Source organism: Streptomyces cynarae (assembly GCF_025642135.1).
GTDB lineage: Bacteria > Actinomycetota > Actinomycetes > Streptomycetales > Streptomycetaceae > Streptomyces > Streptomyces cynarae.
The window spans coordinates 2,267,124-2,284,234 of the sequence record NZ_CP106793.1 but is presented as its reverse complement, the minus strand read 5'-3'; the positions used below and the strand labels follow the sequence as shown (position 1 = coordinate 2,284,234).

General features: G+C 70.5%; 14 protein-coding genes and 1 pseudogene. 6 read left to right on the top strand and 9 right to left on the bottom strand.

The features are described 5' to 3' along the window. Window positions 1-8: 8 nt before the first annotated feature. From N8I84_RS10765 to N8I84_RS10755, 3 genes are read left to right on the top strand one after another with little or no spacing between them, the layout of a single operon-like run. Entirely contained in the window at window positions 9-1,334 is a 1,326-nt protein-coding gene (locus tag N8I84_RS10765; RefSeq protein WP_263229312.1) for an ABC transporter substrate-binding protein, read from the top strand. A 6-nt stretch (window positions 1,335-1,340) separates the two neighbouring features. Then, window positions 1,341-2,699, top strand: coding sequence for an ABC transporter permease (locus N8I84_RS10760; RefSeq protein ID WP_263229311.1), 1,359 nt, complete (start codon window positions 1,341-1,343; stop codon window positions 2,697-2,699). Next, window positions 2,696-3,535 (top strand): carbohydrate ABC transporter permease, encoded by an 840-nt coding sequence (locus N8I84_RS10755; protein ID WP_263229310.1) that lies wholly within the window; start codon window positions 2,696-2,698, stop codon window positions 3,533-3,535. The genes N8I84_RS10760 and N8I84_RS10755 overlap by 4 nt, the downstream gene beginning before the upstream one ends. Window positions 3,536-3,803: 268 nt before the next feature. Here the strand turns inward: N8I84_RS10755 and pgl are convergent, their stop codons facing one another. The 5 genes from pgl to tkt are packed head-to-tail and all read right to left on the bottom strand — an operon-like array spanning window position 3,804 to window position 10,403. Next, on the bottom strand, window positions 3,804-4,586 hold the full coding sequence (gene pgl, locus N8I84_RS10750; RefSeq protein ID WP_263229309.1) for a 6-phosphogluconolactonase: 783 nt from the start codon (window positions 4,584-4,586) through the stop codon (window positions 3,804-3,806). Beyond that, a complete protein-coding gene (gene opcA / locus N8I84_RS10745) occupies window positions 4,583-5,629 on the bottom strand; it encodes a glucose-6-phosphate dehydrogenase assembly protein OpcA (protein WP_263229308.1) in 1,047 nt (348 codons plus the stop codon). Before opcA ends, pgl begins: the two co-directional genes overlap by 4 nt. After that, window positions 5,626-7,158 carry a glucose-6-phosphate dehydrogenase gene (gene zwf, locus N8I84_RS10740; protein ID WP_263229307.1) on the bottom strand — a complete coding sequence of 511 codons (1,533 nt, stop codon included), beginning with the start codon at window positions 7,156-7,158 and terminating at the stop codon, window positions 5,626-5,628. The genes opcA and zwf overlap by 4 nt, the downstream gene beginning before the upstream one ends. Window positions 7,159-7,162: 4 nt before the next feature. Continuing rightward, window positions 7,163-8,281 carry a transaldolase gene (gene tal, locus N8I84_RS10735; protein WP_263229306.1) on the bottom strand — a complete coding sequence of 373 codons (1,119 nt, stop codon included), beginning with the start codon at window positions 8,279-8,281 and terminating at the stop codon, window positions 7,163-7,165. Window positions 8,282-8,315: 34 nt separating this feature from the next. Further along, window positions 8,316-10,403, bottom strand: a complete 2,088-nt coding sequence (tkt, locus tag N8I84_RS10730; RefSeq protein WP_263229305.1) for a transketolase — start codon at window positions 10,401-10,403, stop codon at window positions 8,316-8,318. 369 nt (window positions 10,404-10,772) lie between these two features. On the opposite strand from tkt, the gene N8I84_RS10725 reads away from it, so the two are divergent. The 3 genes and pseudogenes from N8I84_RS10725 to N8I84_RS10715 all read left to right on the top strand — a co-directional run bounded on the left by N8I84_RS10725 (window position 10,773) and on the right by N8I84_RS10715 (window position 13,346). Further along, complete coding sequence (locus N8I84_RS10725; RefSeq protein WP_263234730.1) at window positions 10,773-11,759, top strand: heme o synthase; 987 nt, start codon at window positions 10,773-10,775, stop codon at window positions 11,757-11,759. 79 nt (window positions 11,760-11,838) lie between these two features. Next, complete coding sequence (locus N8I84_RS10720) at window positions 11,839-12,174, top strand: hypothetical protein (RefSeq protein WP_263229304.1); 336 nt, start codon at window positions 11,839-11,841, stop codon at window positions 12,172-12,174. Between the two features lie 66 nt (window positions 12,175-12,240). Next, window positions 12,241-13,346 (top strand): annotated as a pseudogene (locus N8I84_RS10715) (amidohydrolase family protein). A gap of 26 nt (window positions 13,347-13,372) precedes the next feature. Here N8I84_RS10715 and N8I84_RS10710 read toward each other — a convergent pair. The 4 genes from N8I84_RS10710 to N8I84_RS10695 form a co-directional block, all read right to left on the bottom strand. Beyond that, window positions 13,373-14,380, bottom strand: a complete 1,008-nt coding sequence (locus tag N8I84_RS10710) for a COX15/CtaA family protein (RefSeq protein WP_263229303.1) — start codon at window positions 14,378-14,380, stop codon at window positions 13,373-13,375. 54 nt (window positions 14,381-14,434) lie between these two features. Beyond that, window positions 14,435-15,151, bottom strand: a complete 717-nt coding sequence (locus tag N8I84_RS10705; protein ID WP_263234729.1) for an ABC transporter permease — start codon at window positions 15,149-15,151, stop codon at window positions 14,435-14,437. 50 nt (window positions 15,152-15,201) lie between these two features. After that, window positions 15,202-16,125 (bottom strand): ABC transporter ATP-binding protein, encoded by a 924-nt coding sequence (locus N8I84_RS10700; protein WP_263229302.1) that lies wholly within the window; start codon window positions 16,123-16,125, stop codon window positions 15,202-15,204. Window positions 16,126-16,209: 84 nt separating this feature from the next. Further along, the gene (locus N8I84_RS10695) at window positions 16,210-17,001 is read right to left on the bottom strand and encodes an aminoglycoside N(3)-acetyltransferase (RefSeq protein ID WP_263229301.1); all 792 of its coding nucleotides are present in this window, start codon (window positions 16,999-17,001) and stop codon (window positions 16,210-16,212) included. Window positions 17,002-17,111 lie beyond the last annotated feature (110 nt).

Genomic DNA, 17,111 nt, shown 5'->3' with positions numbered 1-17,111 from the left:
CATCAACGATGATGCGACGACGTACCACCCTGCTCACCGGCTGCACCGCCCTCGCCCTCGCACTCGGCGCGACCGCCTGCGGCGGCGGCCCCGTCACCGCGGGCGGCGGTGACAAGGCCCTCAGCGGCCAGACGGTCACCGTGGCCGGCGTCTGGACCGGCAGCGAGCAGAAGAACTTCCAGAAGGTCCTGGACGCGTTCAGCGAGAAGACCGGCGCCAAGACCCAGTTCATCTCCACCGGCGACAACGTCTCCACCGTCGTCGGCAGCAAGATCGAGGGCGGCAACGCGCCCGACGTCGTGATGGTCCCGCAGGTCGGCGTGCTCCAGCAGTTCGCCAAGAAGGGCTGGCTCCAGCAGCTGTCCGCGACCACCGAGAAGTCGGTCGACAGCAACTACGCACCGGTGTGGAAGAAGTACGGCAGCGTCGACGGCACCCTGTACGGCCTGTACTTCAAGGCAGCCCACAAGTCGACCGTCTGGTACAGCCCCGACGCGCTCAACCAGGCCGGGGTCAAGCCGCCGAAGACGTACGACGAGATGCTCAAGGCCGGGCACACCATCTCCGACTCGGGCCTCGCCGCCTTCGCGGTCGCGGGGGAGGACGGCTGGACCCTCACCGACTGGTTCGAGAACATCTACCTCTCCCAGGCCGGTCCCGAGAAGTACGACGCGCTCGCCGCGCACAAGATCAAGTGGACCGACCCGAGCGTGGTCGAGGCGCTCACCACGCTGGGCAAGCTGTTCAAGGACAAGCAGCTGATCGCCGGCGGGCAGCAGGAAGCCCTGAACACCGACTTCCCGGGCTCCGTGGAGAAGGTGTTCGGGCCCAAGCCCCAGGCGGGCATGGTCTACGAGGGCGACTTCGTGGCCGGGGTCGCGCACGACCAGTTCGGAAAGGCCATCGGCAAGGACGCGGACTTCTTCCCCTTCCCGCCGGTCGACGGCGGTACGGCACCGGTCGTCAGCGGCGGTGACGCGGCGGTCGTCCTCAAGGACGGCAAGAACGCCAAGGCCGGCATGAAGCTGCTGGAGTACCTGGCGACCCCCGAGGCCGCGGCCGTGTGGGCGAAGGCGGGCGGCTTCCTGTCCCCGAACAAGAAGCTCGACCTCTCCACCTACGGCGACGACGTGACGCGGGCGACGGCCAAGTCCCTGATCGCGGCGGGCGATTCGGTCCGCTTCGACATGTCCGACCAGGCGCCGGCGGCCTTCGGCGGCACGAAGGGCGCCGGCGAGTGGAAGCTGCTGCAGGACTTCCTGCGCGACCCGTCGAACCCCAAGGCGACCGCGGCCCAGCTGGAGGACGCGGCGGCCAAGGCGTACCAGGGCTGACCGGCCATGACCGCCACGCTCGTGAATGAGGCGAGCCCGCCGACCGCCGCCGGTGCCGCCGTGAGGCGCCGCACCCGGCGGCGGGGGCGGATCATCGCCCTGCTGTTCGTGTTCCCCGCGCTGCTGCTGCTCGGTGCGCTCGTCGTCTACCCCGTGCTGTTCTCGATCGGCCGCAGCTTTTTCGACGCCTCCGGCACCCGGTTCGTGGGCGGGGACAACTACGCCGAGATGTTTCGCGACCCGGCGACGCTGAAGGCCATCCGGAACACGACGATCTGGGTGGTCGTGGCTCCGGCGCTGCTGACGGGGCTCGGCCTGATCCTGGCCGTGCTGGTGGAGAAGGTCCGCTGGGCGACGGCGTTCAAGCTGCTGCTGTTCATGCCGATGGCGGTGTCCTTCCTCGCCGCCGGCATCATCTTCCGGCTCGCCTACGACGAGGACCCCAACAAGGGGGTGCTGAACGCGGCCGCGGTCTCGATCCACGACGCGTTCAAGGGCGCGTCGTCGTATCCGACGGCGCGGGCGCGCGAGGGGCAGGGCCTGACGCAGGGCCGTGACGGGTCGTACGCGACGAGTGCGGGCGCCTCACCGGGCGACTCGGTGACGCTTCCGATGGTCGGCGTGCTGCCCAAGGACCTGCCGAAGGATGCCTCGCCCGCGTACGCGGCGGCCGGGAAGAAGGCCGCATCGGACGAACTGCGCGGGGTCGTCTACCTGGACTTCACGCCCGGTGGCGGCGGGAAGCAGGGGAAGGTGGACCCGCGGGAGAGCGGGCTGCCGGGGATGAAGGTCGAGGCCGTGCGCGACGGGCGGACGGTGGCCGGTACGACGACGGCGGCCGACGGCTCCTTCCGCTTCCAGGGGCTGAAGTCCGGCTCGTACACGGTGAAGCTGCCGGCCTCGAACTTCGCGGCGCCGTACCAGGGGGTGTCCTGGCTCGGGCCGACGCTGGTCACGCCGGCGATCATCGGGGCGTACCTGTGGATCTGGACCGGCTTCGCGATGGTGCTGATCGGCGCCGGGCTGTCGACGCTCCCGCGGGACGCGCTGGAGGCGGCGCGGATGGACGGGGCGAACGAGTGGCAGATCTTCCGGCGGATCACGGTGCCGCTGCTGGCACCGGTGCTGACCGTGGTCTTCGTGACCCTCGTCATCAACGTGATGAAGGTGTTCGACCTCGTCTACATCATCGCGCCCGGGCCGGTGCAGGAGGACGCGACCGTACTCGCCACCCAGATGTGGCTGGTGTCGTTCGGCGGCGGCAACAACCAGGGCCTCGGCAGTGCGCTGGGTGTGCTGCTCCTGCTGCTGGTGATCCCCGCGATGGTCTTCAACGTCCGGCGTTTCCGAAGGAGTCAGCGATGAACGCGGTGAGGCGGGGGCTGGGCAACGGGCTGGTGCAGGCCTTCCTGGTGGTGGTCGGCCTGATCTGGCTGACCCCGCTGGCGGGGCTGTTCGTGTCGTCGCTGCGCTCGTCGCAGGACACCGCGAAGGGCGGCTGGTGGACAGCGCTGGTCAGCCCCGGACAGCTGTCCTTCGACAACTACTCGGCGCTGCTGAAGAACGCCGGGATCACGCAGGCCTTCTGGAACACCGTGCTGATCTCGGTGCCGGCGACGGTGCTGGTGGTCGTGCTGGCGGCGCTCGCCGGGTACGCCTTCGCGTGGCTGGACTTCCCCGGGCGGGAGCCGCTGTTCCTGCTGGTGGTGGCGCTGCTGGTGGTGCCGGTGCAGATCGGTCTGCTGCCGGTGGCGAAGCTCTTCGGCGCGCTGGGCCTGTTCGGGACGATCCCCGGCGTCGTCCTCTTCCACGTGGCGTACGGGCTGCCGTTCGCGGTGTTCCTGCTGCGGAACTACTTCGCGGAGATGCCGAAGGAGATGCTGGAGGCGGCGCGGATGGACGGGGGGAGTGAGTGGCGGATCTTCACCCGGCTGGTCCTGCCGGTGGGGCGGCCCGCGATCGCGAGCCTCGCCATCTTCCAGTTCCTGTGGGTGTGGAACGACATGCTGGTGGCGCTGCTGTTCGCGGACAGCTCCTCACAACCGCTGACGGTCGCACTCCAGTCCCAGATACGGCAGTTCGGCAGCAACATCGATGTACTGGCGCCGGGGGCGTTCCTGTCACTGATCGTGCCGGTGGTCGTGTTCTTCGCGTTCCAGCGGCACTTCGTGCAGGGGGTGATGGCGGGCTCGGTGAAGTAGGGGGCGCGGCGAGAGGGTTTTCGCCCCCGCCGCCCCTACCCGTCCCGTCTCCCAGGGGGCTCCGCCCCTTCAACCCTGCTGGGGCTCCGCCCCAGACCCCCTTCGGGTGCCGGCCCCCGCACCCTCGATCCTGAAACGCCGGGGGCTGAATAATCAGCCCCCGGTGTTTCAGGACGAGGCCGAAGGCCTACAGGCGATCTGGGGGCGCACCCCCAGGGACGGGACGGGTAGGGGCGGCAGGGGCGAGAACCACCCGGCCGCACCCCCCTCACGGCGACGCCGGTGGGTACAAAGAGCGCGGTAGCTTCGACGCCGCCGCCGCGTCCAGCAGCCACAGCGTGCGCGAGCGGCCGTGCGCGCCGGCCGCCGGCGCCTGGATCTCACCCGCGCCCGACAGGGCGATCGCCGCCGCCTGCGCCTTGTCCTCGCCCGCCGCCAGCAGCCACACCTCGCGCGCCGCCCGGATCGCCGGCAGGGTGAGGGAGATACGCGTGGGCGGCGGCTTCGGCGCGCCGTGGACGGCGACGACCGTACGTTCCGTCTCCCGCACCGCCGGCAGCTCCGGGAACAGCGACGCCACATGCGTGTCCGGGCCGACGCCCAGCATCAGCACATCGAAGGTCGGCACCGAGCCGTGGTTCTCGGGACCCGCGGCCCGGGCCAGCTCCGCCGCGTACGCCTCGGCCGCGGACTCCACGTCCGCACCGTACGGGCTGTCGGACGCGGGCATGGCGTGCACGCGCTTCGGGTCCAGCGGCACGGAGTCGAGCAGAGCCTCCCTGGCCTGGGTCACGTTGCGCTCAGGGTCGCCCTCCGGCAGGTACCGCTCGTCGCCCCACCACAGGTCCAGGCGGCCCCAGTCGATGGCGTCCCGGGCCGGTGCGGCGGCGAGCGCGGCGAGCAGTCCGTTGCCGTTGCGGCCACCGGTGAGCACGACCGACGCGGAGCCGCGCGAGGCCTGCGCGTCCACGATCTTCGTGATCAGCCGGGCCGCCGCGGCCTGGGCCATCAACTCCTTGTCGCGGTGCACGACGAGCTGCGGAGCAGTCACTTGGCGGCCGCCTTCTTCGCCGGGGCCCTCTTGGTGGCCTTCTTCGCGGGTGCCTTCGCGGCCGTCTCCACGGGGGCCTCGACCGCCTCCGGCTCGCGAGCCGGAGCCTCGGCGGCCTCCGTGTTCAGCCGGTCCACCCCGTACCGCAGCGCCGACGCGTACGTGTCGTCCGGGTCCAGCCGCCGCAGCTCCTCCGCTATCAGCTCGGCCGTCTCCCGGCGCTTGAGCGCCACGGCACGGTCCGGCTGGCCCTGGATGGACAGGGTCGCGAGCGAGCCGTCCGCGCGGCCCAGGGTGATCGGGCCGCAGCTGGTCTCCATGCGGACAGCGGTCAGGCCGGGGCCCGAGGAGAGCGAGCGCTTCACCGGGACGTGCAAGCGGTCCGCCAGCCACATCGCCAGGAGCTCACAGCTCGGATTGAACTCCTCGCCCTCCACCTCGACCTTGCGCACCTCGCAGGTGACCTGGTCGAGGGCCGCGGCCAGCATCGAACGCCAGGGCGTGATGCGGGTCCACGACAGGTCCGTGTCGCCGGGTGTGTAGGCATCGGCCCGGGCGCTCAGCTCCTGTACCGGCGCCTCCGCCGTGTAGGAGTCCGTCACCCGGCGCTGCGCGAGCGCGCCGAGCGGGTCGTTCGCCGGGTCGAGCGGCGCGTTCACCGGCCACCAGGCGACGACCGGCGCGTCCGGCAGCAGCAGCGGCAGCACCACGGACTGGGCGTGGTCCACCACCTCGCCGTACAGCCGCAGCACCACCGTCTCGCCGGTGCCCGCTTCCGCGCCCACCCGCACCTCCGCGTCCAGACGCGAGGAGGTGCGGTCGCGCGGCGAACGCGAGACGCGCTTGATGACCACGAGGGTGCGCGAGGGGTGCTCGCGCGAGGCCTCGCTCGCGGCCTTCAGCGCGTCGTAGGCGTTCTCCTCGTCGGTGACGATGACCAGCGTGAGCACCATGCCGACGGCGGGCGTGCCGATCGCTCGGCGACCCTGCACCAGCGCCTTGTTGATCTTGCTGGCCGTGGTGTCCGTGAGGTCTATCTTCATGGCCGGCGCCAGCTCCGTCCGTCTCGCTGAAGCATCTCGTCCGCCTCGACGGGCCCCCAGGTTCCGGCCGGGTACTGCGCGGGCCTGCCGTGCTCGTCCCAGTACTCCTCGATCGGGTCGAGGATCTTCCAGGACAGCTCGACCTCCTCCGTCCGCGGGAAGAGGTTGGCGTCACCCAGCAGCACGTCCAGGATCAGGCGCTCGTACGCCTCCGGGCTGGACTCGGTGAACGACTCGCCGTAGGCGAAGTCCATCGAGACGTCCCGGATCTCCATCGACGTACCCGGCACCTTGGAACCGAAGCGCACGGTGACGCCCTCGTCCGGCTGGACGCGGATGACGACCGCGTTCTGGCCCAGCTCCTCGGTGGCCGTGGTGTCGAAGGGGGAGTGCGGGGCCCGCTGGAAGACGACCGCGATCTCCGTCACCCGGCGGCCCAGCCGCTTGCCGGTGCGCAGGTAGAACGGCACGCCCGCCCAGCGGCGGTTGTCGATCCCCAGCTTCACCGCGGCGTAGGTGTCGGTCTTCGACTTCTTGTCGATGCCCTCTTCCTCGAGGTACCCGATGACCTTCTCGCCGCCCTGCCAGCCGGCCGCGTACTGCCCGAACACGGTCGAGGTGCCCAGGTCCTTGGGCAGCCGGACCGCGCCGAGCACCTTGGTCTTCTCCGCGGCGAGCGCGTCGGCGTCGAAGGAGGCGGGCTCCTCCATGGCCGTCAGCGCCAGCAACTGGAGCAGGTGGTTCTGGATGACGTCCCGGGCGGCACCGATGCCGTCGTAGTAGCCCGCGCGGCCGCCGATGCCGATGTCCTCGGCCATGGTGATCTGCACGTGGTCCACGAAGGACCGGTTCCAGATCGGCTCGAACATCGTGTTGGCGAAGCGCAGCGCCAGGATGTTCTGGACGGTCTCCTTGCCCAGGTAGTGGTCGATGCGGAAGACCTGGTCCGGGGCGAAGACCTCGTGCACGATCGCGTTGAGCTCCTCGGCCGACTTCAGGTCGTGGCCGAACGGCTTCTCGATGACCGCGCGGCGCCAGGAGCCGGCCTGCTGGTCGGCGAGGCCGTGCTTCTTCAGCTGCTGGATGACCACCGGGAAGGACTTGGGCGGCACGGAGAGGTAGAAGGCGAAGTTGCCGCCCGTGCCCTGCGCCTTGTCGAGCTCCTCGATCGTCCCGCGCAGCCGCTCGAACGCGTCGTCGTCGTCGAAGGTGCCCTGGACGAAGCGCATCCCCTGGATGAGCTGCTGCCAGACCTCCTCGCGGAACGGCGTACGGGCGTGCTCCTTGACGGCGTCGTGGACCACCCCGGCGAAGTCCTCGTGCTCCCAGTCGCGGCGGGCGAAGCCGACGAGGGAGAAGCCCGGCGGCAGCAGGCCGCGGTTTGCCAGGTCGTAAACGGCCGGCATCAGCTTTTTACGTGACAAATCGCCCGTAACGCCGAAGATGACCAGGCCCGACGGCCCCGCGATGCGCGGGAGCCGTCGGTCCGCGGCGTCACGAAGCGGATTCGCTCCGTGTACGGATGTCAAGATGTCAGCCCTCCGAGGGCGCGAGGCGCTGCAGTTCCGCCTCGGTCGACTTGAGCAGGTCGTTCCAGGAGGCCGCGAACTTCTCGACGCCCTCGTCCTCCAGGAGCTGGACCACCTCGTCGTACGAGATCCCGAGCTTCGCGAGCGCGTCGAGGTCGGCGCGCGCCTGCTCGTAGGTGCCGGCGACGGTGTTGCCGGTGATCTCGCCGTGGTCCTCGGTGGCCACCAAGGTGGCCTCCGGCATGGTGTTCACCGTGTTCGGCGCCACCAGCTCGTCCACGTACAGGGTGTCCTTGTACGCCTTGTCCTTCACGCCGGTGGAGGCCCACAGCGGACGCTGCTTGTTCGCGCCCGCCTTCTCCAGCGCGCTCCACCGGTCCGAGGAGAAGACCTCCTCGTACGCCTCGTAGGCCAGGCGGGCGTTGGCGACGGCGGCCTTGCCGCGCAGCGCCTTGGCCTCGTCGGTGCCCAACTTGTCGATCCGCTTGTCGATCTCGGTGTCGACGCGGGAGACGAAGAAGGACGCCACCGAGTGGATCTTGGAGAGGTCCAGACCCTTCTCGCGGGCCTTCTCCAGGCCGCTGAGGTAGGCGTCCATGACCTCGCGGTAGCGCTCCAGCGAGAAGATCAGCGTGACGTTGACGCTGATGCCGTTGCCGATCGTCTCGGTGATCGCCGGCAGGCCCGCACGGGTCGCCGGGATCTTGATGAGGGTGTTCGGACGGTCCACCAGCCAGGCCAGCTGCTTGGCCTCGGCGACGGTTGCCCGGGTGTTGTGCGCGAGCCGCGGGTCGACCTCGATCGACACCCGGCCGTCCTGGCCCTCGGTGGCGTCGAACACCGGACGCAGGATGTCGGCGGCGTCCCGGACGTCCGCCGTGGTGATCATGCGGATCGCCTCTTCGACGGTGACCTTGCGGGCGGCGAGGTCGGCGAGCTGCTGGTCGTAGCCGTCGCCCTCGGAGATCGCCTTCTGGAAGATCGTCGGGTTGGTGGTGACGCCCACGACGTGCTGCTGGTCGATCAGTTCGGCGAGGTTGCCGGACGTGATCCGCTTGCGCGACAGGTCGTCCAGCCAGATCGCGACGCCTTCCTCGGAGAGGCGCTTGAGTGCGTCTGTCATGGAAAATGCATCTCCTACGTGTCGTGTATCAGCGTCAGCGCTGGGCTGCGGCGATCGATTCCCGGGCGGCGGATGCGACGTTCTCGGCAGTGAAACCGAACTCGCGGAAGAGCACCTTGCCGTCGGCCGAAGCACCGAAGTGCTCCAGGGAAACGATGCGTCCCGCATCCCCGACGTACTTGTGCCAGGTGAGGCCGATCCCGGCCTCGACCGCGACCCGCGCCCTCACCGACGGCGGCAGGACGCTGTCCCGGTACCCCTGGTCCTGCTCCTCGAACCACTCCACGGACGGCATCGACACGACCCGCGTGGGAACGCCGTCGGCCTGGAGCTGCTCGCGCGCCTCGACGGCGACGTGCACCTCGGACCCGGTGGCGATCAGGATCACCTGCGGCTCGCCGCCTTCCGCCTCGAACAGCACGTAGCCGCCGCGCGCGGTGTCCTCGTTCGGCTCGTACGTCGGCACGCCCTGACGGGTCAGCGCCAGACCGTGCGGGGCGCCCTTGCCGAACTCCTTCGTCCAGCGCTTGAGGATCTCGCGCCAGGCGATGGCGGTCTCGTTGGCGTCGGCCGGGCGCACGATGTTCAGGCCCGGGATCGCGCGCAGCGAGGCCAGGTGCTCGACCGGCTGGTGGGTGGGGCCGTCCTCACCGAGGCCGATGGAGTCGTGCGTCCACACGTACGTCACCGGCAGGTGCATCAGCGCGGACAGGCGCACGGCGTTGCGCATGTAGTCGGAGAACACGAGGAACGTGCCGCCGTAGATGCGGGTGTTGCCGTGCAGCGCGATGCCGTTCATCTCCGCGGCCATGGAGTGCTCGCGGATGCCGAAGTGGATCGTGCGGCCGTAGGGGCTCGCCTCCGGCAGGGGGTTGTCGGCCGGGAGGAACGAGCTGTTCTTGTCGATCGTGGTGTTGTTCGACCCGGCGAGGTCGGCGGAGCCGCCCCACAGCTCGGGGATGACCGCACCGAGGGCCTGGAGCACCTTGCCGGACGCGGCACGCGTGGCGACGCCCTTGCCCGCCTCGAAGACCGGGAGCTTCTCCTCCCAGCCGGTGGGGAGCTCGCCCTTGCTGATCCGGTCGAACTCGGCGGCGCGCTCGGGGTTGTTGTCCCGCCACTGCTGGAAGGACTTCTCCCACTCGGCCTTGGCCTCACGGCCCCGCTGAAGCGCCTCGCGGGTGTGCGCCAGGACCTCGTCCGCGACCTCGAAGGACTTCTCCGGGTCGAAGCCGAGGACCCGCTTGGTGGCCGCGACCTCGTCCTCGCCCAGCGCGGAGCCGTGCGCGGCCTCGGTGTTCTGCGCGTTCGGCGCGGGCCAGGCGATGATCGAACGCATCGCGATGAAGGAGGGCCGGTCCGTGACCTTCTTCGCCGCCTGGATGGCGTTGTAGATCGCGTGCGGGTCCAGGTCGCCGTCCGGCTTCGGGGCGACGCGCTGCACGTGCCAGCCGTAGGCCTCGTACCGCCGAGCCGTGTCCTCCGAGACAGCGGTCGCGGTGTCGCCCTCGATCGAGATGTGGTTGTCGTCCCACAGAAGGATCAGATTGCCGAGCTTCTGGTGCCCGGCCAGCGAGGACGCCTCCGCGGAGATGCCCTCCTGCAGGCAGCCGTCACCGGCGATGCAGTAGACGAAGTGGTCGAAGGGGGACTCGCCCTGCGGGGCGTCCGGGTCGAACAGACCGCGCTCGTAGCGGGCGGCCATGGCCATGCCCACGGCGTTGGCGACACCCTGGCCCAGCGGGCCGGTCGTCGTCTCCACGCCCACCGTGTGCCCGTACTCGGGGTGGCCTGGGGTCTTCGAGCCCCAGGTGCGGAAGGCCTTCAGGTCGTCCAGCTCCAGGCCGAAACCGGCCAGGTAGAGCTGGGTGTAGAGGGTCAGGGACGAGTGGCCGGCGGACAGCACGAAGCGGTCACGGCCCACCCAGTCGGCGTCGGCCGGGTCGTGGCGCATCACCTTCTGGAAGAGGGTGTAGGCGGCCGGAGCCAGGCTCATCGCCGTACCCGGATGGCCGTTTCCGACCTTCTGTACGGCATCGGCGGCCAGGACACGCGCGGTGTCGACCGCACGCTGGTCCAACTCGGTCCACTCGAGGTCTGTGGTGGTCGGCTTGGTGCTCACCCTGGGTCAGGGCTCCTCTCCACATGTCGAATGCCGGTGCACTGGGCGCCCACCGGCCGCTGCTGAGCCTACCCCTGTAAGTACGTGCGTCTTTTCGGGTCATTCCAGACTGCCGGGAGTCTTGGACGTCCGCCTCCCGACCCGCCATATCCGTAGTCGGCAACTGAATACGGACCCGCTCATCCGATCGCTCAATCGAGCTCTGCCCGGCTCTTCCTTCCCTCTCCTCCACCAGCGGCACGGCCACCGTCCAACACGACCCACCCCCCGCGAAGGGCGCGCTTCGGGCAACGTCTAAAGTTGCGTGAGTACGCGCGAGCCTTTACTGGGCGTTCACAGCCACGGCTCGCTGGGATGTCTCTGTCAGGGGTGTGCGTGACGGCCGTCGAATCCCGTCCAGCGGGTGGGGGTACCTCCCACGCCCTCAAGGCTGTGGGGGAGCTCGGTGCGCGCCAGAGCCCGAGCCACCGGCCGTTCGGGGCCCGTGTCAAGGCGTTCGTGGCACTGACCAAGCCGCGGATCATCGAGCTGCTGCTGATCACCACGGTCCCGGTGATGTTCCTCGCCCAGCAGGGCGTGCCGGACCTGAAGCTGGTCCTGCTCACCTGCATCGGCGGCTACCTGTCCGCGGGCGGCGCCAACGCGCTGAACATGTACATCGACCGCGACATCGACGCGCTCATGGACCGCACCTCCCAGCGCCCGCTGGTCACCGGCATGGTCAGCCCGCGAGAATGCCTCGCCTTCGGCATCACGCTGGCGGTCGTCTCGACGCTCCTGTTCGGTTTCACCGTCAACTGGCTGTCGGCGTGGCTGTCGCTCGGAGCCCTCCTTTTCTACGTCGTCGTCTACACGATGATCCTCAAGCGCCGTACCTCGCAGAACATCGTGTGGGGCGGCATCGCCGGCTGCATGCCGGTGCTCATCGGCTGGTCCTCCGTCACCGACTCCATGTCGTGGGCGCCCGTCATCCTCTTCCTCGTGATGTTCTTCTGGACGCCGCCGCACTACTGGCCGCTGTCCATGAAGGTCAGGGAGGACTACGCGCGCGTGGGCGTGCCGATGCTGCCGGTCATCGCCTCCAACAAGGTGGTCGCCCGGCAGATCGTGATCTACAGCTGGGTGATGGTCGTCGTCTCCCTGCTGCTGACCCCGCTCGGCTACACCGGCTGGTTCTACACGGCGGTCGCGCTGGCGGCGGGCGGCTGGTGGCTGTGGGAGGCGCACGCGCTGCAGAACCGGGCGAAGGCGGAGGCCACCGGGGCCAAGCTGAAGGAGATGCGGCTCTTCCACTGGTCGATCACGTACGTCTCGCTGCTGTTCGTCGCGGTGGCGGTGGATCCGTTCCTCCGCTGACGAACACCTTCGGGCAGCCGACGTACGTCACAGGGCACCGCTCTCGCCAGTCGATCTACTCGTGGGTAGCATCCTGACCATGGCAGACACGCAGCAGGTTGACCCCAAGGACGAGCGCAGGGCGGCCCGGATCGCCCGGCAGATCGACTCCTTCTCCAAGGCCCACGGCGGCGCCGAGGGCCAGGTCGCGTACATCGGTCAGCGCGGGGCCCGCATCGTGCTCGTCGGCGAGGACGGCACCTGGGGCGACCTCGTGGCGCCCACCTACGCCGTGGCCGAGAAGGCGGTGGAGAAGTCCGGCATCACCGTCCACGAGGCGTTCGACGGCGAGTTCGCGGGCAAGGTGAAGACCGGCCCGTACGAGTGGACGCGCATGGCGGGGATCCAGGTGGGCGGCACGCGCACCGCCCAGTAGCAACACCTCACGCCGGGTTCACCCGTTAGGACCTTCAGGAGGCACGGTCCAGTCACGGGAGTCCGGATGATCGAAACGCCGTCCCTGGTGGACCAGTACTGCCACGGCGTGGTCCGTACCGAGCTGGGCCTCGGCACGTTCGAGGCCCACCTCGCCCGTACCGAGGGCCCGCCCGCCGCCGGTACGACCCTGTTCGACACCCAGACGGGCTTCGCCGTACGCCGCTGGTGTCCGCCGTTGCTCGGGCTGGAGCCGCACTGCCCGCCGGCCCGCTATCTCGCCCGGCGGCGCGAACTCGGCGTCCTGGAGGCGGGGCGCAGGCTGCTGCGAGGCAGCGGCATCACCACCTACCTCGTCGACACCGGGCTGCCCGGCGATCTGACCGGGCCCGCCGAGATGGCGTCCGCCGGGGAAGCCGAGGCACACGAGATCGTCCGCCTGGAGCTGCTCGCCGAACAAGTGGCCGACACCTCCGGCACGGTCGAGGGATTCCTCGCCAATCTCGCCGAGTCGATCCACGGGGCGGCGGCCCACGCGGTGGCGTTCACCTCGGTGGCGGGCGTACGGCACGGTCTGGCGCTCGCGCCGGAGCCGCCGGGGCCGGGGAGGTGCGGGGCGCGGCGGGCCGCTGGCTGGCGGGACGCAGAGTCGGAGGCACCCTGTCGGACCCGGTGCTGCTGCGCCATCTGCTGTGGAGCGCGGTGGCCTCGGGCCGGCCGCTCCAGCTCCACGCCGGCCTCGGAGAACCGGGCCTGCGCATCGACCGCACCGACCCCGTCCTGCTCACCGACTTCGTGCGCGCCACGGCCGGTCTCGGCACGGACCTGATCCTGCTGCACGGCTATCCGTACCACCGGCACGCCGCGCATCTTGCCGGGGTCTTCCCGCACGTCTACGCGGACCTGGGCGCGGCCCTGGTGCGCACCGGCGCCCGGGCCGCGGCCGTCCTGGCCGAGGTCCTGGAGCTGGCGCCCTTCGGCAAGGTCCTCTTCTCCAGCGGCGCCCACGGCCTGCCCGAACTCCATGTGATCGGCGCCCGTCTGTTCCGCGAGGCGCTGTCCCGACTACTGGGCGGCTGGGTCGCCGAGGGCGCCTGGTCGCTCGTGGACGCGCAGCGGGTGGCGGGGATGATCGCGGCGGGGAACGCGCGGCGGGTCTACGGGCTGGAGTGAGCCGTACGGCCGGGGCGTGGGGGCCGTCAGGCGTTGGTGAGGGCCGACTCCGTCGAGGGACCGGGAAGGCCGGCGGTCACGCCGGTGCGTTCCCGGAGCGACAGCAGCACCCGGAGGACCCCGATCCACACCAGGCAGGAGCCGAACATGTGCAGGCCGACCAGAAGCTCCGGCAGGTGCGTGAAGTACTGGACGTAGCCGATGACGCCCTGGCCGAGCAGGATCAGGAACAGCTCACGGGTGCGGTGCAGCGGGCCGCTCGGCGCGTCGACCGCCTTCAGGACGAACCACAGGGCGAACGTCAGCGTCACCACGATCCAGGCGAGCACGGCGTGCAGCTTGGCGACGGTCTCCCAGTCGATCGGGATGCGCTCGACCTCCCGTGAGTCGCCCGCGTGCGGTCCCGCACCGGTGACGACCGTGCCGACCGCGATCAGCAGCACCGAGGCGACGACCAGGAACCACACCAACTGCTGGACGGCCTTGCCGACCAGCGGGCGAGGCGCCGCGTCGCCCTCCCGTGTGCGCTGCCACATCACCGTGGCCACCGTGATCAGCGCGGTGGACAGCAGGAAGTGCGCGGCGACGGTGTACGGGTTGAGGCCGACGAGGACCACGATGCCGCCGAGGACCGCGTTGCTCATCACGATCCAGAACTGTGCCCAGCCGAGCCGGGTGAGGCTGCGCCGCCGCGGCTTCTCCGAACGGGCCGCGATGATCGCCCAGCCGACGGCCGCGCACAGCACGTACGTCAGCATGCGGTTGCCGAACTCGATGGCGCCGTGCCAGCCCATGGCGCGGGTCGTGGTCAGCGAGCCGTCCGTGCACTCGGGCCAGGTGGGGCAGCCCAGCCCGGAGCCGGTCAGGCGCACGGCACCGCCGGTGACGACGATCACCACCGACATCAGGAGCGCGGCGAGCGCCGCCCGCTGAACCGTCCTGGGATTCGGGGTCCAGCGTGCGGCGATGAAGACGAGCGGGTTGCGCACGGCCGCTACGGCGTCGGCGCGGGTCACGTTTGGCACGCCTTTCATGGTAGGGGGCCGCTTGTGCACGCTTTCACGAGGGGTCGGCCCGGGCGGAACGGGTCACTCCCAGCGGAAGAACCTCCCGGCCGCGGCCAGCCCCACCACGGCCCACAGAGCCAGGATGCCCAGGTCGCCCCAGGGTGTTCCGGCCCCGTGCTGCAACACGGACCTGAGGCCGTCGGAGAGGGCGGAGATCGGAAGCAGACCGAGGACGTCCTGCGCGCCCGGGGGGAACTTGTCCAGCGGCACGATCACGCCGCCGCCCACGAGCAGCAGCAGGAACACCAGGTTGGCTGCGGCCAGGGTGGCCTCCGCCTTCAGCGTGCCCGCCATCAGCAGGCCGAGCCCGGAGAAGGCGGCCGTGCCGAGGACCAGCAGGAGCAGCACGGCGAGGGGGTTGCCGTGTGGCGACCAGCCCAGCGCGAACGCGATCACCGTCAGCAGGACCACCTGGAGGACCTCGGTGACCAGGACTGAGGCCGTCTTCGCGGACATCAGCCCCCAGCGGGGGAGCGGGGAGGACGCGAGCCGCTTCAGCACGCCGTAGCGGCGCTCGAAGCCGGTCGCGATGGCCTGTCCCGTGAACGCGGTCGACATCACGGCGAGCGCCAGGACGCCCGGGGCGAGGAAGTCGACGGCCTTGCCCGCGCCGGTGTCGACGATGTCGACCGAGCTGAAGAGGACCAGCAGCAGCGTGGGGATGACGACCGTCAGGAGCAGCTGCTCGCCGTTGCGCAGCAGCATCCGCGTCTCGAGCGCGGCCTGCGCGGCGATCATGCGGGGCAGCGGGGCGGCGCCGGGCTTGGGCGTGTAGGTGCCGACGGTGGTCACGAGCGCAGCTCCTTGCCGGTGAGCTCCAAGAAGACGTCCTCCAGGGTGTGCCGTTCGACCGAGATCCTGTCCGGCATCACCCCGTGCTGCGCGCACCAGGAGGTGACCGTGGCCAGCAGCTGCGGATCGACCTTGCCGATGACGCGGTACGCGCCCGGCGTCAGCTCCGCCGCCGAACAGTCGGCCGGCAGCGCCTTCAGCAGGGAGCCCACGTCGAGGCCGGGCCGCCCGGTGAAGCGGAGCGTGTTCTCGGCGCCGCCGCGGCACAGCTCCTCCGGGTGGCCCTGGGCGATGACCCGGCCCGCGTCGATGATCGCGACGTCGTCGGCGAGCTGCTCGGCCTCGTCCATGTAGTGGGTGGTCAGGATCACGGAAACCCCGTCGGTGCGCAGGTCGCGGACTAGGTCCCAGGTGGCCCTGCGGGCCTGCGGGTCCAGGCCGGCGGTCGGCTCGTCCAGGAACACCAGCTCGGGGCGGCCGACGACGGCCATGGCGAGCGCGAGCCGCTGCTGTTGCCCGCCCGACAGGCGCCGGTACGGCGTCCGCCCGCAGCTGCCGAGCCCCAGCCGCTCGATGAGCGCGTCCACGTCGAGGGGGTGCGCGTGCAGCTTGGCCACGTGGCGGAGCATCTCTTCCGCCCGGGCACCCGAGTACACGCCGCCGGACTGGAGCATCACACCGACCCGCGGGCGCAGTGCGGCGGCCTCCCGGACCGGGTCGAGGCCCAGGACGCGAACCGTGCCGGAGTCCGGCTTCCGGTAGCCCTCGCAGGTCTCGACCGTGGTCGTCTTTCCCGCCCCGTTGGGGCCGAGAACAGCGGTGATGCCCGCCCGGGCCACCAGGTCGAGCCCGTTCACCGCGGTCTTCGTGCCATACCGCTTCACCAGGGCCTGTACCTGGACGACCGGCTCACTTCCCATGGGTCCAGAGTCTAGGTAGGCGCGCCGGGCACCGGACGAGGGGGGCCGGAAACCGATTGCACCGGGTACGACCACGTCCGGAAACTACTCGTCACGCGGCCTGTGCAGTGCCAGCCACCGCTCCGCATACGCCACCGCGTCCGCGACCGGGAACAGCCGCGCGTCGGCCGCGCAAACCTTTCCCCGTGTGACGGGCCGGTCCCGCTCGAAGTCGTGCCCCAGCTCGTCGAAGCGCTCGGAAGTGATCGACACCTCGGTCACCACTTCCCATCCGTTCGGTCCCGGCCGTCCCACCCGGACGAGCGGCGAGGGTATGCGGTACTCGGCCAGATGGAAGCAGGTGCAGGAGTCGTATCCGGCCCCCAGCAGCAGCACGCGGGCGCCCAGGGCCTCCAGCCGGGCCAGCGGGCTGCGCTCGCCCAGGCGGCAGTCGGGCGAGTGGCCCTCGACGATCTCCGCGGCGTGCGGGCCGACCGCGGCGAAGGACGTCTGGGGGTGCGCGCTGCGCAGGGCGCCCGGCCAGGTGCGTACGGTCTCCGGGATCACGCCGACCCCGCGCGTGGGCGTGGTCCGCGGGTCGTACGCGGGCATGGTGGCCCGGATGGTCTCCCACCATTCCTCGGGCACCGGCGGATTTCCCCACAGCGCCGGATCGGACAGATCGCCGGACTGCGTCGGCACCACCAGCGTGCCGTCCGGGCCGAGGGCGTCGAGCAGTGCCTGGACGACCGTGACGGCGCCTCCGTTGACCCAGCCGAGCGCGCTGAGCGAGGAGTGCACGAGGAGGATCCCGCCGGGCGTGACGCCGAGCGCGCGCAGCTGTGCGCGAAGACCGTCCCTGGTGACAAGAGGGCCGGTCGGAAGGGGTGTGGGCATGGGCTCGGAGTCTTGTCCACACCGCCGGTGACCGCCACCGGTTTGATTGACCGCCCAGCGTTTCCGCAGGTCGGCTTAGGTATGCCTAAGTGACGTACCGCACCGGCCGC

Coding starts and splice junctions, on each gene's coding strand:
- N8I84_RS10765 (WP_263229312.1), top strand. CDS start 9: ATGATGCGACGACGTACCACCCTGCTCACCGGCTGCACCGCCCTCGCC.
- N8I84_RS10760 (WP_263229311.1), top strand. CDS start 1,341: ATGACCGCCACGCTCGTGAATGAGGCGAGCCCGCCGACCGCCGCCGGT.
- N8I84_RS10755 (WP_263229310.1), top strand. CDS start 2,696: ATGAACGCGGTGAGGCGGGGGCTGGGCAACGGGCTGGTGCAGGCCTTC.
- opcA (WP_263229308.1), bottom strand. CDS start 5,629: ATGAAGATAGACCTCACGGACACCACGGCCAGCAAGATCAACAAGGCG.
- tal (WP_263229306.1), bottom strand. CDS start 8,281: ATGACAGACGCACTCAAGCGCCTCTCCGAGGAAGGCGTCGCGATCTGG.
- N8I84_RS10720 (WP_263229304.1), top strand. CDS start 11,839: ATGGCAGACACGCAGCAGGTTGACCCCAAGGACGAGCGCAGGGCGGCC.
- N8I84_RS10710 (WP_263229303.1), bottom strand. CDS start 14,380: ATGAAAGGCGTGCCAAACGTGACCCGCGCCGACGCCGTAGCGGCCGTG.
- N8I84_RS10705 (WP_263234729.1), bottom strand. CDS start 15,151: ATGATCGCCGCGCAGGCCGCGCTCGAGACGCGGATGCTGCTGCGCAAC.
- N8I84_RS10700 (WP_263229302.1), bottom strand. CDS start 16,125: ATGGGAAGTGAGCCGGTCGTCCAGGTACAGGCCCTGGTGAAGCGGTAT.
- N8I84_RS10695 (WP_263229301.1), bottom strand. CDS start 17,001: ATGCCCACACCCCTTCCGACCGGCCCTCTTGTCACCAGGGACGGTCTT.